Consider the following 14,118-nt stretch of genomic DNA (forward strand, 5'->3'; position numbering starts at 1 on the left):
CCAAAGTTCTGGGCTCTTTTTCAAAGGACAAGTTGCCGCAATGGCGCGCAATCAAAGACAGCACATGCACATTGCTCGAGCGCTGGATGGTGAAATAGCGATGGAGCCTACCGGTGCCCTGCTATCTGAGTATGACGGCGTCCAACCGTGAACTTCGAATCCACCAATGTCATGAAAATTTCATCGCCTTTCCCTTGACTCTTTCGACCCCTCCCACTATCTCCGGCTCCAGTTAGCACTCACTATCAACGAGTGCTAATAACGCGAATGGCACAACTGTTTGCGAAACCGTTTTGACACCAACATCAAGGGTTCTAACCATGGCCAAGACCAAGTTCCGCCCGCTTCACGACCGCGTCGTAGTACGCCGCGTTGAATCGGAAGCAAAGACTGCAGGCGGCATCATCATTCCGGATACTGCCAAGGAAAAGCCACAGGAAGGCGAAATCGTCTCCGTAGGCACAGGCGCTCGTGACGAAGCTGGCAAGCTCATACCGCTCGATGTCAAGGCAGGCGATCACATCCTGTTCGGCAAGTGGTCCGGCACGGAAGTCAAGATCGGCGGCGAAGATCTGCTGATCATGAAGGAATCCGACATTCTCGGCATCCTCGGCTAATCACCGTCACCCAATAATATTTCGATCAAACCGGGTTAAATCCCAGGAGAGATAAAATGGCTTCTAAAGAAGTAAAATTCGGCCGCGACGCGCGTGAGCGCATGCTGCGCGGCGTTAATATCCTTGCAGATGCAGTCAAGGTAACGCTCGGCCCGAAAGGCCGTAACGTTGTCATCGACAAGTCCTTCGGCGCTCCACGCATCACCAAGGACGGCGTGACTGTTGCCAAGGAAATCGAACTTGAAGACAAGTTCGAAAACATGGGCGCACAGATGGTCCGTGAAGTCGCTTCGAAGACGAACGACATCGCTGGCGACGGCACCACGACTGCTACTGTTCTTGCTCAGGCAATCGTTCAGGAAGGCGGCAAGGCTGTTGCTGCTGGCATGAACCCGATGGATCTGAAGCGCGGCATCGATCTTGCTGTTGCAGAAGTCGTCAAGCAGCTCGGCAAGAGCGCCAAGAAGATCAAGACTTCGGAAGAAGTTGCGCAGGTTGGCACGATCTCTGCCAATGGCGAGACCGAAATCGGCGAAATGATTGCCAAGGCAATGCAGAAGGTCGGCAACGAGGGTGTCATCACCGTTGAAGAAGCCAAGACCGCTGAAACCGAACTCGAAGTCGTTGAAGGCATGCAGTTCGATCGCGGCTACCTGTCGCCATACTTCGTCACCAACCCTGAAAAGATGGTTGCTGATCTTGAAGATGCTTACATCCTTCTTCATGAAAAGAAGCTCTCGAACCTTCAGGCTCTTTTGCCAGTTCTCGAAGCTGTTGTTCAGACTTCCAAGCCACTCGTCATCATTTCTGAAGACGTAGAAGGCGAAGCTCTTGCTACGCTCGTTGTCAACAAGCTGCGCGGCGGTTTGAAGATTGCTGCTGTAAAGGCTCCTGGCTTCGGCGATCGCCGCAAGGCAATGCTTGAAGACATCGCTATCCTTACTGGCGGTCAGGTTATTTCCGAAGACCTCGGCATCAAGCTCGAAAGCGTTACGCTCGACATGCTCGGCCGCGCCAAGAAGGTGTCGATCACCAAGGAAAACACCACGATCGTTGACGGTCATGGCAAGAAGGGTGAAATCAACGCCCGCGTCGGCCAGATCAAGCAGCAGATCGATGAAACAACTTCCGACTACGACCGTGAGAAGCTGCAGGAACGTCTTGCCAAGCTCGCTGGCGGTGTTGCAGTTATCCGCGTTGGTGGTGCAACGGAAGTTGAAGTGAAGGAAAAGAAGGACCGCGTTGACGACGCTCTCAACGCGACGCGCGCTGCTGTTGAAGAAGGCATTGTTCCTGGCGGTGGTGTTGCTCTTCTACGTGCCTCTGCGAACCTTACTCTTAAGGGCGCAAATTCCGATCAGGATGCAGGCATCAACATCGTTCGTCGTGCTCTGCAGGCTCCGGCTCGTCAGATCGCAACAAATGCTGGCGATGAAGCTTCCATCGTTGTTGGCAAGATTCTTGAAAGCAAGAAAGAAACCTACGGCTACAATGCGGCCAATGGTGAATATGGCGATCTGATCGTCATGGGCATTGTTGATCCAGTCAAGGTTGTTCGTACTGCTCTGCAGGACGCAGCATCGGTTGCAGGTCTTCTAGTCACCACCGAAGCCATGATTGCCGAAGCTCCTAAGAAGGACAATGGCGGTGCTCCCCAGATGCCAGGCGGCGGAATGGGCGGCATGGGCGGCATGGACTTCTAAGAAGTCCTCTCCCTATAGAATACGGAAAAGGCGGGTTTCGACCCGCCTTTTTTGTTGTACGAGTAAGCGTTTTATTCGGCCGCTTGAGCGAAAGGCGGAGTGATTTCCGTAGCCTTGTTCGCGGAATCGAAGCTGGCCCGCGCATTGGCGATACGCGTTTCATTTTGGATGGCGAAGTCAGCAAGGTTGCGCACCGGCACAAGCAGATCGCGTCCAAGATCGGTAAGCTCATAATCCACACGCGGCGGGATTGTCGGAAACACCGTTCTCGTTACAAAACCGTCGCGCTCCAAGCCACGCAAAGTGCTGGTAAGCATCTTTTGAGAAATGCCATCAATCGAGCGTTTCAACTCGTTGAACCGCATTGAACCAGCGCCCAAATAATTAACGACCAGCACGGTCCACTTATCTCCGACACGGGAAAGAATCTGGTGGACCGCACCACAGGCAGGAGTTACCTCAAAGTGCTTCGGTTTCAAAAAAGTGCCTCCTTGCTAGAACTTTTAACAGTCACCTATATAGCTCCGGTCACAAATAGTTACCATCCCAAGATAAGGATTTCTGAAAATGGCAAAACTAAAAATCGGCGTCATCGTCGGCAGCACGCGCATTGGCCGGTTCGCCGAGTTTCCTGCCAAATGGATCGCTGACGTTGCAAGCCAACGCGATGATTTAGAGGTCGAGATTGTCGACCTGCTGGACTATCCTATGCATTTCTTTGGTGAAGAACGCAGCACGACGGCGGAAAGCGAAACCGCCGAGCGCTGGAAGAAGAAGATGCGCTCTTTCGACGGATTTATTTTCACCGTCGCAGAGTACAACCACGCGCCAACTGCCGTGCTGAAGAATGCGATAGATCTTGGTGAGTTCATTCAAAAGCCAGTCGCTTTTGTGGGATATGGTGGTGTCGGCGGTGCACGCGCCGTTGAACATCTGCGTCTTATATTCGTTGAAATGGGTGCGGCATCTGTCAAGACCGGCGTCCATATTTCCTTCCCCGAATATTTGACTGTCGTTAAAGGGGAAAAGAAGCTTAGCGATTATCCGCACCTCAATGAGGCGGCAGGCGCCCAGCTTGATCAGCTTGTCTGGTGGGGCAACGCCTTGAAAGCTGCACGCGACGCCTAATGCTATTCGGCGGCTGCTTGTGCAGCCGCCTCCTTACTTGTCCGACCAGACCGCCAATTCGTAGCCTTCCGGATCAACAAAATGGAAGCGCTTCCCTCCGGGAAATTCAAATATCTCTTTTGAAATTTTTCCGCCCGCTTTTTTGACACGTTCCAGCGTATCCGCAAGATCATCGGCGAAAAGAATAACCAATGGGCCGCTAGATCTCACCCCCTCAGAATGAGCAAAACCGCCCTTGAGATTGCCGTCCGAAAACTCGCAATAGGCCGGGCCATAATCGGTGAAGGTCCAGCCGAATGCGGTGCCGTAGAAATCCTTCGCGCGCGAAATATCCTGGACGTTGAACTCGATATAGTTGATCTGTTTGTCTTGACCTGAACTATTGCTCATCCCTTACTCCAGCAATTGCGCTTCCAGCAAATCTCTCAGTTTCTGTAAGTCGCGCATAACCCATGCTGCGTCCGCAGTAAACTTTTCATCGTCAATGCCGGGCAATCGAAACAAGGTGAATATCACTTCGGAAGCATTGCCATTGGCAACGACGCGCAGGGGAATATAAACATTCTCTCCGGTTTCCGTTATTACCCAATGGTCTAACACGCCAAACTCATTATCGGGCGCAAACCGAAGACGCAGCTTTCCGGCGGGACCGTCAGCCACCCATTCATTTCCGGACTTCTGCAGGCCCGAAGTCAATCCCGATGCCCACTCCGGCAAATGCTCAGGTAAGCTTGCATAGCGGTAAACATCCTTCCAATCGCGTTGAATGGCGATCTGAAGAGTTCGTGCTTCCAGTGCTGTCATAGCTTGACCTCCCACCAGTGCTATAATCGATTTTATCTTAGCACCTTACGAAATCCAGACCAACATTCCGTGCTGGAACCTTGCCTCCCGGACCGCTTCGCAGTAGTCATTGCGCCAACTGTCACAGGAAAAATAGACGATGACTTCTACACGCACCGAAACAGACACGTTTGGTCCAATCGAAGTAGCTGCCGACAAATATTGGGGCGCACAGACCGAGCGCTCTTTGCATAATTTCAAGATTGGCGTCGAACGTATGCCCATCCCATTGGTTCGGGCACTTGGTATCGTAAAACGCGCTGCGGCAGAAACCAATATGGCTCTGGGCAAACTGGATGAAGTCACCGGCCGCGCAATTACAGTTGCCGCCGAAGAGGTTATCGAAGGCAACCTCGATGATCATTTCCCGCTCGTCGTATGGCAGACTGGTTCCGGAACACAGTCCAATATGAATGCCAACGAGGTTATCTCTAACCGTGCTATTGAAATGCTCGGCGGAATGAAAGGCTCGAAGAAACCGGTCCATCCGAACGATCACGTCAATATGAGCCAGTCGTCAAATGACACGTTCCCGACGGCCATTCACATTGCGACGGCGGTCGAAGCGACCGAGCGTCTCTATCCTGCCCTGGCCCATCTGACAGCAGCGCTTGCCAAAAAGGAAAAGGCCTTCGCCGACATTATCAAGATTGGCCGTACGCACACTCAGGATGCGACACCTGTAACACTTGGACAGGAGTTTTCGGGGTACCGCGCCGCGCTTGAATACGCCCGCAAACGCATCGAACAGAGCTTGGCGGACGTTTTCTTGCTGGCGCAGGGCGGTACTGCCGTCGGCACAGGATTGAATGCACCCGTGGGCTTTGATTCGGGCTTTGCTGAAGCTGTGTCAGACATAACGGGATTGCCGTTCAAGACGGCTCCAAACAAATTTGAGGCTCTGACGAGCCATGGCGCGTTGGCGAATTTCCATGGCAGCCTGAATGCGCTTGCTACTGATCTTTTCAAGATTGCCAATGATATTCGCTTTCTGGGATCAGGGCCCCGTTCGGGTCTCGGTGAGTTGAAATTGCCAGAAAACGAACCTGGTTCCTCGATTATGCCAGGCAAGGTCAACCCAACCCAGGCGGAAGCACTGACGATGGTTGCAGCACAGGTTTTCGGTAATCAAACTACCGTTACAGTGGCAGCGAGCCAAGGCCACTTTGAACTGAATGTGTTCAAGCCGGTTATCGCGCTCAATGTACTCCAGTCCATTCGCCTGCTTGCCGATTCGATGGTGTCATTTGCCGATAATTGTGTTGAGGGCATCGAAGCCGACGAAGTTCGCATCAAGGATCTGCTCGAACGTTCGCTCATGCTCGTCACTGCGTTGGCTCCGGCCATCGGATACGACAATGCGGCCAAGATCGCCAAGACAGCGCATAAGAACGGGACGACTTTGCGTGAGGAAGCGCTTGCCAGCGGACATGTGTCAGCCGAGGACTATGATCGTCTTGTGCGGCCGGAACGGATGATCGCTCCGGAATAAGCAGTGGATTTGATGAACAATCTGTTGTCGAAAAAGTGACTTTAGTAAACAGTATGCATCGCGTACTGACCGCGCAGTCACTTTTTTGGAGAAAAAATCTATGTCTAACAATGGCATTCTGGTTCTGATCGGTCGCATTCTGCTTTCGGTCATGTTTATCATGGCTGGCTGGGGTAAGCTAACAGCTATCGGCGGTACTGCTGCCTATTTTGGCGGCATGGGTTTGCCAGCGCCAACAATTGTTGCGGTTCTTGTCGGTCTGCTTGAATTCTTCGGGGGCATTGCAGTTCTCGTTGGCTTCCAGACCCGTATTGCAGCTCTCTTGCTTGGCCTCTTCACTTTGGCCGCCACGGCGACTGCTCACCTGAACTGGGCTGGCGATGCCGGCATGACCCAATTCATGTTCTTTCAGAAAAACCTGGGCGTAGCTGGTGGTTTCTTTGTCCTGGCTGCTTATGGAGCTGGTGCACTTTCAATCGACGCAAAGCGCGGTTAAACGAAAATATCATTCGCTTATAAAGGCCGCTTCACGCGGCCTTTATTTTTATTGTTGCGTCAATTGGTAGGCTGGACTTCACTCACAAGCACCGGCTTTTCCCGATATTCCTGCGGAAAGAGCTTGCTCAAGTTTTTGATCTTGGGCAGATCATTGTAAACGATATAGGGCTGCGTCGGATTAATGGTCGCATAATCCTGATGATAGGCTTCTGCCGTGTAAAAAGCCTTGAGAGGCTCGACCTTGGTCACTATCGGATCTGAATAGACCTTGGCTTTGTCGAGCTGGTCTATATAGGCCTTCACCACTTTTTCTTGATCTACACTGGTCGTGAACACTGCAGAGCGATATTGCGTGCCCGTATCTGGTCCTTGCCGGTTCAGTTCGGTTGGGTTGTGAGCGACAGAAAAATAGACCTGTAAAATCTTGCCCAGGCTGACGGTCTTTGGATCAAACGTGACCTCAACCGCTTCCGCATGGCCGGTATCGCCGCCGCTCACAAGATCATAATTCGCAGTGCCCTTTTCTCCACCCGAATAACCTGACACAGCGTTTGTGACGCCCTTCATGTGCTGGTAAACACCCTGAACGCCCCAAAAACATCCGCCGGCAAGCACAATTTTTTCAGTTCCGGCCGCTATTGACTGATCCATCGCTGGCGGAGGCACCATCGTGACGCTTTCCGCGAATGCCATAGCTGGGGCAAATAGCAAGGTGGTTGCAAGTAACAAGTAACGAAGTTTCATTTGTTTTTCCTTCGAAATAGCTTAGGCAGCAGCGGGCATGAATTTCATGGCAACACCGTTCATGCAGTAGCGAAGACCGGTGGGTTGCGGGCCATCGTCGAAGACATGCCCTAGATGGCCACCGCAGCGATGACACTCCACCGCCGTACGCACCATGCCGAACGAGTTGTCGGATTTCTCGATCACCGCACCTTTTATCGGCTGCCAGAAGCTGGGCCAGCCAGTACCACTGTCAAACTTCTTTTCGGATTCAAAAAGCTGCTGATCACAGCCAGCGCAGGCAAATATGCCTTTACGTTTTTCATGATTTAACGGGCTGGTGAAGGGCGCTTCCGTGCCTTCCTGACGCAGCACATCATACTGCTCCGGCGTCAGAAGTTTCTTCCATTCAGCATCCGTGTGTTCAATTTCGAATGTACCCGTAGCGTGAGCCTTGGGCATGGTCGCAAAGCGCGCGGCAACAACTGCACCAAATGTGGCCACAGCGCCTCCGAACAGGGTTCGACGTGTCATCATGGATAAGCTCCCTGCATGATGATACCGAATTATTTCGGCTTCATGCAGGAAATACGAAGGAAGAACCCAAAAGGTTACGTTCAACCGGACGGATCACAGAGAGTTGATGGATCTACAGCTAACCGAGCGCTGCCGTTATGCGCTGCGATAGTTCTGATACAGCCTTGGCGTCTGCTGCCGCACGCGAAGAAATCAAACATGCCTGCGACTTCAGGATGACGCCATCTTCCAGAATTTTGAGCTGATTGGCACGCAGCGTAGACCCTGTCGATGTAATATCGACGATGATATCTGCCGACCCGGAGGCAGGAGCACCTTCGGTTGCGCCAAGGCTCTCAACGATGCGATAAACCTGGATACCGTGCATCTGTGAGAAAAATTGCTGGGTTAACCGCCAATATTTTGTTGCAATACGCAAACGACGACCGTGGCGCTGACGGAAATCGGCAGCAACGTCATCAAGGTCCGCCATGGTAGATACGTCGTACCAAACCTCTGGCACAGCGACGATCACATCCGCATGGCCAAAGCCAAGCCGTGCCTCGATTTGCACCCGATCATCGGCGGAAGACAGGGTTTCACGAATGAGGTCTTCGCCGGTTACACCAAGATCGACGCTGCCATATCCCAGTTCACGGGCAATCTCGGAAGCAGAAAGGAAAAGAATGTCAATTTGGCCCTCGCCCGCTACCTGCGCCCTGTAGTTACGCTGATCACTCGGAAGGAGGACTTCCAAACCGGCTTTCCTGAGTACTTCAAGAGCCTGCTCCTTAAGCCGCCCCTTTGATGGAAGTGCTAATGTGATGGTCATTTTGCATCTCCAGCTATCTGCTCGAGACGGTCAAGCCAGATGGAAAAGCCCACACCCGGGATCGAACCGACAGCACCAAGCATCGTCAGCAGCCGATCATAACGGCCGCCGCCAACGATAGCACCAAGTTCGACATTGCTCACTGCACGGGTTTCGTAGACCAGACCCGTATAATAATCGAGCGGACGCCCAAACGAAGCGTCGTAGATGATGGTTTCATCTCCGATACCCGCTTCCACGATCGATACAGAACGCGCCTCGAATTGTTCCAAAGCTGGACCCAAATCGAATTCATTTGCCCGCGCATATCGCAACAGATGCCCCGCTGCTGATTGCAAAGGAATGCGGATCGCCAGAAAGTCCTGAAGTGCCGAAATCGCCTTGGGCTGCAGGCGCACGGAAGCAAGGGCCACTTTATCGATGAGACGGCGAGCAATTTCAACAGGTGTACGACCGGCTCCTGGAGACAGGCCAGCCGACTCCATATCCTTTTCCAATTCGGCGGCGAGCGCGGCCTCGTCACCTTTGGCAACCAGCGCTGCAAGATGGACGGGCAGATCGCCATTTTGTCTGTCGGATGACAAATCCTTCAACAAGCCCTTGAGCTGATCAGGATTGCCGAAAGCCCGGACAAGCTTTTTTTGCCAGCCGCGTGGCAGGCCGAGAGCTGCCAGAACCGCTTCAAAGATCGCTTGGTCTCCAAGCAAGGTTTCCAGCTGGGCATCGGGGGCAACGAGCCTTATGGAAGCCAGAGCGTCCGCTAGAGAGCGTGCATCGGCTCGGGCGCGATTGGCATCGCCCAAATCTTCAATACCCGCTTGGAAGAACTCATTGCCACCATCGCGCCGCTGGCGGAATACCTCGCCTAGATAAGCATACCGTTTTGGCGTCGCAGCATTGAGTTCGATATGATTGCGACAGACCGGGATTGTAAATTCAGGGCGCAGACACAGGCTTTGGCCTGTTTCATTCTCCGTGAGGAAAATCCTTCGGCGCAAATCTTCACCAGCCATATCCAGAAACTGGTCCGCAGGCTGGATGACAGGAATATCGACAAGTTCCGCTTCCCTGCTCGCGATCAACGCGGCAAGTCTATCGCTAAATAAAGGAGCACGGGAAGCAACCATTCGAGCTTACGAGGCCTTTGCTGCGTTGACGCGATCTTGGGCCTGCGCATCGAGAATCTTACGCACCTCCGCGATAATATCGCCTTCCTTTGCCGTGATCTGTGCAGGGCGGCTTTCCCGCCAGGTAATATTATCTTCGATTTCGGCCGATAAACGTGCACCTTCGATCAAATCCTTGATCTGCACCTCGCCAAGATCACGTTCCTGCGAACCCTGAATGATGACGCAGGGAGCGCCGCGACGGTCCGCATATTTCATCTGCGGCTTCATGCCTGAGCCACCAAGATACATTTCGGCACGGATCCCGGCCTGCCGCAGATCGGATACCATTTTCTGGTAGCGGCCAAGGCTTTCCGTATCGCGGTCCATGACCATTACGACAACGGGTCCGATATTGTCGGACATATCGAGCTTTCCGAGATTTTTGAGCGCGGTCATCAGGCGGGAAACACCGATAGAAATACCTGTTGCCGGCACGGGTTCAGAGCGAAAACGCGAAACAAGTCCATCATAGCGTCCGCCGCCTCCCACCGAGCCGAAACGGACAATCTGGCCATCTTCGTTTGGAATTTCAGCAAGAAGCTCCGCTTCGAAAACGGGGCCGGTATAATATTCAAGACCCCGCACGACGGATGGATCAATCTTGACGCGGCCATCATAACCAGCGGCAGAACAAAGCGCTTCTATTGTACCCAGTTCAGCGACGCCCTCTGCGCCTTTATCATTGCCGGTGACAACTTTTTCCAGATTGGCAATAGTAGCACTGCCCGTCGCAGCGCCTGCCGCAGTGAAATCAAGAACCTGCTTGATAGCGGCCTCATCCAGGTTTGCACCTTTGGTGAAATCGCCGCTTTCGTCTTTGCGGCCTTTTCCGAGTAACTCACGAACGCCCTCGACACCGAACTTATCAAGCTTGTCGATGGCGCGCAGCACAGTCAGGCGTCTGCCGGCATTCTCATCGCCGCCGAGCCCAATCGCCTCAAGCACTCCATCAAGAACCTTGCGATTATTGACGCGGATTACGTAGTCGCCGCGCTGAATGCCGAGCGCCTCCATGACGTCAGCCATCATCATGCACATCTCGGCATCGGCCGAGACATTGGGCGCACCCACCGTATCCGCATCGAACTGCATGAACTGACGGAAGCGGCCGGGGCCTGGCTTTTCGTTGCGGAATACCCATCCAGCCCGGTAGCTGCGATATGGCTTCGGGATGCTTTCGTAATTTTCGGCGACATAGCGCGCCAACGGCGCGGTCAAGTCATAGCGCAGCGAAAGCCATTGCTCATCATCGTCCTGAAACGAGAACACGCCTTCATTCGGGCGATCCTGATCAGGAAGGAATTTTCCAAGCGCATCGGTATATTCAATCAATGGCGTTTCAACTGGCTCAAAACCATAAAGCTCGTAGACTTTGCGGATTTCCGCCATCATTTTTTCGGCGGCGCGCAAATCATCCGGTGTCCGGTCCACGAAACCGCGCGGCAGCCGCGCTTTTACCCTGTCTGCCTTGGTTGCCATGATGATGATCCGATATCCTGAGATGAAGCTGATTGCCGAAGCGGGTTTGCTCTAGCTTATCAGGCTCCCAAGGGCAAGGATTGAACGTTATTTGGGCCTTTTGAAACTTGCACGGATGGTTTCAATTTTCTGACGACATTTGCAGCCCTCGATATGATCATTCACGAGACCCATCGCCTGCATATGCGCATACATTGTTGTTGGCCCCACGAAACTCCAGCCGCGCTTCTTCAAGTCCTTGGAAAGACGCGTTGACGTCGGTGATGTGGGATTGGCAACGAGGGTTGCATAATCGACAATCTTGGGGCGCTCGTCTGCGGGCGGCTCAAACGACCAGAAATAGGCGGCAAGCGAGCCGGTTTCTTTAACCAGTTCGATAGCGCGATTGGCATTGTTGATAGCAGAATTTATCTTGCCGCGATGGCGGATAATGCCAGCATTACCAAGCAGCCGTTCGACATCCTTATCGGTATACCGGGCGATCTTGTGATAGTCGAAACCATCAAAAGCTTCGCGAAAATTCGCGCGCTTGCGCAGAATTGTCAGCCATGAAAGCCCGGATTGAAAACCTTCGAGACATATTTTTTCAAACAGTCGCTTGTCGTCCGATACCGGCCTGCCCCATTCATTGTCGTGGTAGCGAATATATTCAGGCAAAGCACCAGGCCAGAAACAGCGCGTAGCGCCGTCATCACCTTTTATCAGGCCGGTCTTCACGGGAACATCTTCAGTCATAACCAGTCCTCTTTACTTTTTACCGGCGATTAACCCAGCTTGCAACACGCTTCGGTAACCATACCAAATGGTTTCCGCCCAAAATTGCGCTTTATCGATTCTCGTTCACTTTTTTCTACACTGCCACTGGCAAACTCAATCCGAAACCTGACAAAACCTGTCAGCAGAGTTATATTACGAGACTGAGTTCCATGAAGTCTGCGAGCCTGCTTTTGCTATCCTGCATTGGCCTTACCATCGCCTCCGGCGCATTTGCCAGCGAACGTTATGCTACTCGCCCACCTGTGGTCATGAGTCCTGACTTATCGGCTCCATGGGTTATGCAACTACGCCAGCGGCCTGTCGGCACACCGGTTAATCCGCGCGGATATGTTGTCTTTGACGAGCAGCCCAGCCCACGTGCCAAGCAACGCGAACGCCGAGCAGCGCGTAAAAACCTTAGCTCCAATCCTGCTGTGCGCGAAGTTTCGTTTCAGCGCCCCACCGCTCCATCAACTGACGCTAAACCAAAAAAACGGGAAATGGACGCGAAGTTCCTGCCGCAGAGCGTAGCTTATGATGGTCCTGAGCAACCCGGAACAATTGTCATCGATACGGCGCAACGTTTTCTCTACCTGGTCGAAGCCGGTGGAACGGCGCAGCGATATGGCGTCGGCGTTGGCAAAGAAGGCTTTGGCTGGTCCGGTACGAACACGATAAGTCGCAAAGCAGAATGGCCGTCTTGGTACCCGCCAGCCGAGATGATCAAACGTGAGAAACGCAAGGGCCGTATTCTACCTGCGCATATGGAGGGTGGCGTTGAAAATCCTCTTGGCGCCCGAGCGCTTTATCTAGGATCCACGCTTTACCGTATTCACGGGACAAATGCGCCATGGACGATCGGTCAGTCCGTGTCGAGCGGCTGTATTCGCATGCGCAACGAAGACGTCACCGATCTTTATGAGCGGGTGAATGTAGGTACAAAAGTTATCGTCAGATAAGGTTACGGGGGCCGGCATCAGGGGTGGTGCCGGAAAAGGCAGCGGCGCATTTTTAAATGCGTCGCTGCCCTTTATTCAGCAATGTTAAGCACAGGCTTGGCTTGCGGGACGCATGAAGGTTGCGGACCGCCATAAGCCCAATCCAGCAACTCTACCGTATGGACAATCGGCAATCTGGTTCCACTCGCAATCTGGGTAATGCAACCTATATTGCCCGTTGCAATCAAGCTGGCTCCGGTGGCCTCTATATTCTTGACCTTGCGGTTCCGAAGCGTGTGGGCGATTTCGGGCTGCATGATGTTATAGGTGCCAGCCGAACCGCAACAGAGATGACCTTCAGCGGGTTCCTTGACAATAAAACCGGCGGCCTTCAGCAAATCCTTTGGCTGACGGGTAATTTTTTGGCCATGCTGCATGGAACAGGCGGAGTGATAGGCGACTGTGACCCCCGTTTGATACGCAGCCTCTGGTAAATCCAGCATTGTCAGATACTCGGTAACATCTTTTGCCATGGCAGAGATGCGTGCGGCTTTCTCTTTATAGGCAGCGTCAAGTCGCAGCATATAACCATAATCCTTGATCGTCGTCCCGCAGCCTGAAGCCGTGATGACGATCGCATCAAGGCCACCATTCTCAAGCTCGCGCGTCCATATATCGACATTCCGGCGGGCATTTTCCAAGGCAGCTTCCTCGCGTCCCATATGGTGCACGAGCGCGCCACAACAGCCCTCGCCTTTTGGTACAGTTACCTCAATGCCAAGCCGGGTGAGCAGCCGGATCGTTGCCTCGTTAATTTCGGGGGCAAGGACTGGCTGCGCGCAGCCGGTTAAAATGGCGACTCGTCCCCTTTTTGCTGTTTTCGCCTTGTGCGTACCCGCTTCTGCATAGGACGATTTTGCAGCAAGCGATTTGGGTGCAAGTTCCAGCATTGCAGCCATGGGCTTCAAAGCCGCAACAGATTTGAACAGAGGGATCAACGGCCTGCCAAATCTGGCTGCCGTCACTGCAAGGCGGAAACGCGACGGATAAGGCAGAACCAGCGCAAGCAGGGCGCGCGTCAGACGATTGATGAATGGCCGTTTATAGGTTTTCTCGATATGCGCCCGGGCATTGTCCACCAAGTGCATATAATTTACACCGGAAGGACAGGTTGTCATGCAGGCAAGACAGGACAGACACCTGTCCACGTGCTTGACGATCTGCTCATCCGCCGCCCTCCCATTTTCAAGCATGTCCTTGATCAGGTAAATGCGCCCACGCGGGCTATCGAGTTCATTGCCTAGCGTGACATAGGTAGGACAGGTCGCGGTACAAAATCCGCAATGCACACATTTGCGCAGTATCTTTTCCGACTCTGCGACACCGGGATCAAGCAATTGCTCGGGAGTAAAGTTGGTTTGCAT

16 protein-coding genes are annotated in these 14,118 nt (G+C 53.1%); 6 read left to right on the top strand and 10 right to left on the bottom strand.

Annotation, left to right across the window (positions count from 1 at the left end; genetic code table 11):
- Positions 1–320: 320 nt before the first annotated feature.
- Both groES and groL read left to right on the top strand, forming a co-directional pair.
- Positions 321–617, top strand: coding sequence for a co-chaperone GroES (gene groES, locus V9K95_RS08545; protein WP_115055216.1), 297 nt, complete (start codon positions 321–323; stop codon positions 615–617).
- 56 nt (positions 618–673) lie between these two features.
- Positions 674–2,320: a chaperonin GroEL gene (gene groL / locus V9K95_RS08550; RefSeq protein WP_115055217.1), complete on the top strand. Its 1,647-nt coding sequence runs from the start codon at positions 674–676 to the stop codon at positions 2,318–2,320.
- A 71-nt stretch (positions 2,321–2,391) separates the two neighbouring features.
- On the opposite strand, the gene V9K95_RS08555 is transcribed toward groL, so the two are convergent.
- Positions 2,392–2,799: a winged helix-turn-helix transcriptional regulator gene (locus V9K95_RS08555; protein WP_115055218.1), complete on the bottom strand. Its 408-nt coding sequence runs from the start codon at positions 2,797–2,799 to the stop codon at positions 2,392–2,394.
- 88 nt (positions 2,800–2,887) lie between these two features.
- Here V9K95_RS08555 and V9K95_RS08560 point away from each other — a divergent pair, with 88 nt between their 5' ends.
- A complete protein-coding gene (locus tag V9K95_RS08560; RefSeq protein ID WP_115055219.1) occupies positions 2,888–3,448 on the top strand; it encodes an NADPH-dependent FMN reductase in 561 nt (186 codons plus the stop codon).
- A 33-nt stretch (positions 3,449–3,481) separates the two neighbouring features.
- On the opposite strand, the gene V9K95_RS08565 is transcribed toward V9K95_RS08560, so the two are convergent.
- Positions 3,482–3,838: a VOC family protein gene (locus tag V9K95_RS08565; RefSeq protein ID WP_336440554.1), complete on the bottom strand. Its 357-nt coding sequence runs from the start codon at positions 3,836–3,838 to the stop codon at positions 3,482–3,484.
- A 3-nt stretch (positions 3,839–3,841) separates the two neighbouring features.
- On the bottom strand, positions 3,842–4,252 hold the full coding sequence (locus V9K95_RS08570; protein ID WP_115055221.1) for an SRPBCC family protein: 411 nt from the start codon (positions 4,250–4,252) through the stop codon (positions 3,842–3,844).
- A gap of 139 nt (positions 4,253–4,391) precedes the next feature.
- Between V9K95_RS08570 and fumC the strand changes: the two genes are divergently transcribed.
- Both fumC and V9K95_RS08580 read left to right on the top strand, forming a co-directional pair.
- Positions 4,392–5,783 carry a class II fumarate hydratase gene (gene fumC, locus V9K95_RS08575; protein WP_336440555.1) on the top strand — a complete coding sequence of 464 codons (1,392 nt, stop codon included), beginning with the start codon at positions 4,392–4,394 and terminating at the stop codon, positions 5,781–5,783.
- A 100-nt stretch (positions 5,784–5,883) separates the two neighbouring features.
- The gene (locus tag V9K95_RS08580; RefSeq protein WP_336440556.1) at positions 5,884–6,279 is read left to right on the top strand and encodes a DoxX family protein; all 396 of its coding nucleotides are present in this window, start codon (positions 5,884–5,886) and stop codon (positions 6,277–6,279) included.
- Between the two features lie 59 nt (positions 6,280–6,338).
- Here V9K95_RS08580 and msrA read toward each other — a convergent pair whose 3' ends face one another.
- The 6 genes from msrA to V9K95_RS08610 form a co-directional block, all read right to left on the bottom strand.
- Positions 6,339–7,025, bottom strand: coding sequence for a peptide-methionine (S)-S-oxide reductase MsrA (gene msrA, locus V9K95_RS08585; protein ID WP_370878802.1), 687 nt, complete (start codon positions 7,023–7,025; stop codon positions 6,339–6,341).
- A 21-nt stretch (positions 7,026–7,046) separates the two neighbouring features.
- Positions 7,047–7,541 (bottom strand): peptide-methionine (R)-S-oxide reductase MsrB, encoded by a 495-nt coding sequence (gene msrB, locus V9K95_RS08590; RefSeq protein ID WP_115055225.1) that lies wholly within the window; start codon positions 7,539–7,541, stop codon positions 7,047–7,049.
- A gap of 118 nt (positions 7,542–7,659) precedes the next feature.
- On the bottom strand, positions 7,660–8,352 hold the full coding sequence (gene hisG / locus V9K95_RS08595; protein ID WP_336440557.1) for an ATP phosphoribosyltransferase: 693 nt from the start codon (positions 8,350–8,352) through the stop codon (positions 7,660–7,662).
- On the bottom strand, positions 8,349–9,479 hold the full coding sequence (locus V9K95_RS08600) for an ATP phosphoribosyltransferase regulatory subunit (protein WP_336440558.1): 1,131 nt from the start codon (positions 9,477–9,479) through the stop codon (positions 8,349–8,351). Before V9K95_RS08600 ends, hisG begins: the two co-directional genes overlap by 4 nt.
- A gap of 6 nt (positions 9,480–9,485) precedes the next feature.
- Entirely contained in the window at positions 9,486–11,000 is a 1,515-nt protein-coding gene (gene hisS, locus V9K95_RS08605; protein ID WP_336440559.1) for a histidine--tRNA ligase, read from the bottom strand.
- Between the two features lie 87 nt (positions 11,001–11,087).
- On the bottom strand, positions 11,088–11,735 hold the full coding sequence (locus V9K95_RS08610; RefSeq protein WP_336440560.1) for a DNA-3-methyladenine glycosylase I: 648 nt from the start codon (positions 11,733–11,735) through the stop codon (positions 11,088–11,090).
- A 191-nt stretch (positions 11,736–11,926) separates the two neighbouring features.
- Here V9K95_RS08610 and V9K95_RS08615 point away from each other — a divergent pair, with 191 nt between their 5' ends.
- A complete protein-coding gene (locus tag V9K95_RS08615) occupies positions 11,927–12,715 on the top strand; it encodes a L,D-transpeptidase (protein ID WP_336440561.1) in 789 nt (262 codons plus the stop codon).
- 71 nt (positions 12,716–12,786) lie between these two features.
- Here V9K95_RS08615 and glcF read toward each other — a convergent pair whose 3' ends face one another.
- Positions 12,787–14,118, bottom strand: a complete 1,332-nt coding sequence (gene glcF / locus V9K95_RS08620) for a glycolate oxidase subunit GlcF (protein WP_336440562.1) — start codon at positions 14,116–14,118, stop codon at positions 12,787–12,789.

Source organism: Phyllobacterium sp. CCNWLW183 (assembly GCF_037203775.1).
Classification (GTDB): Bacteria; Pseudomonadota; Alphaproteobacteria; order Rhizobiales; family Rhizobiaceae; genus Phyllobacterium; species Phyllobacterium ifriqiyense.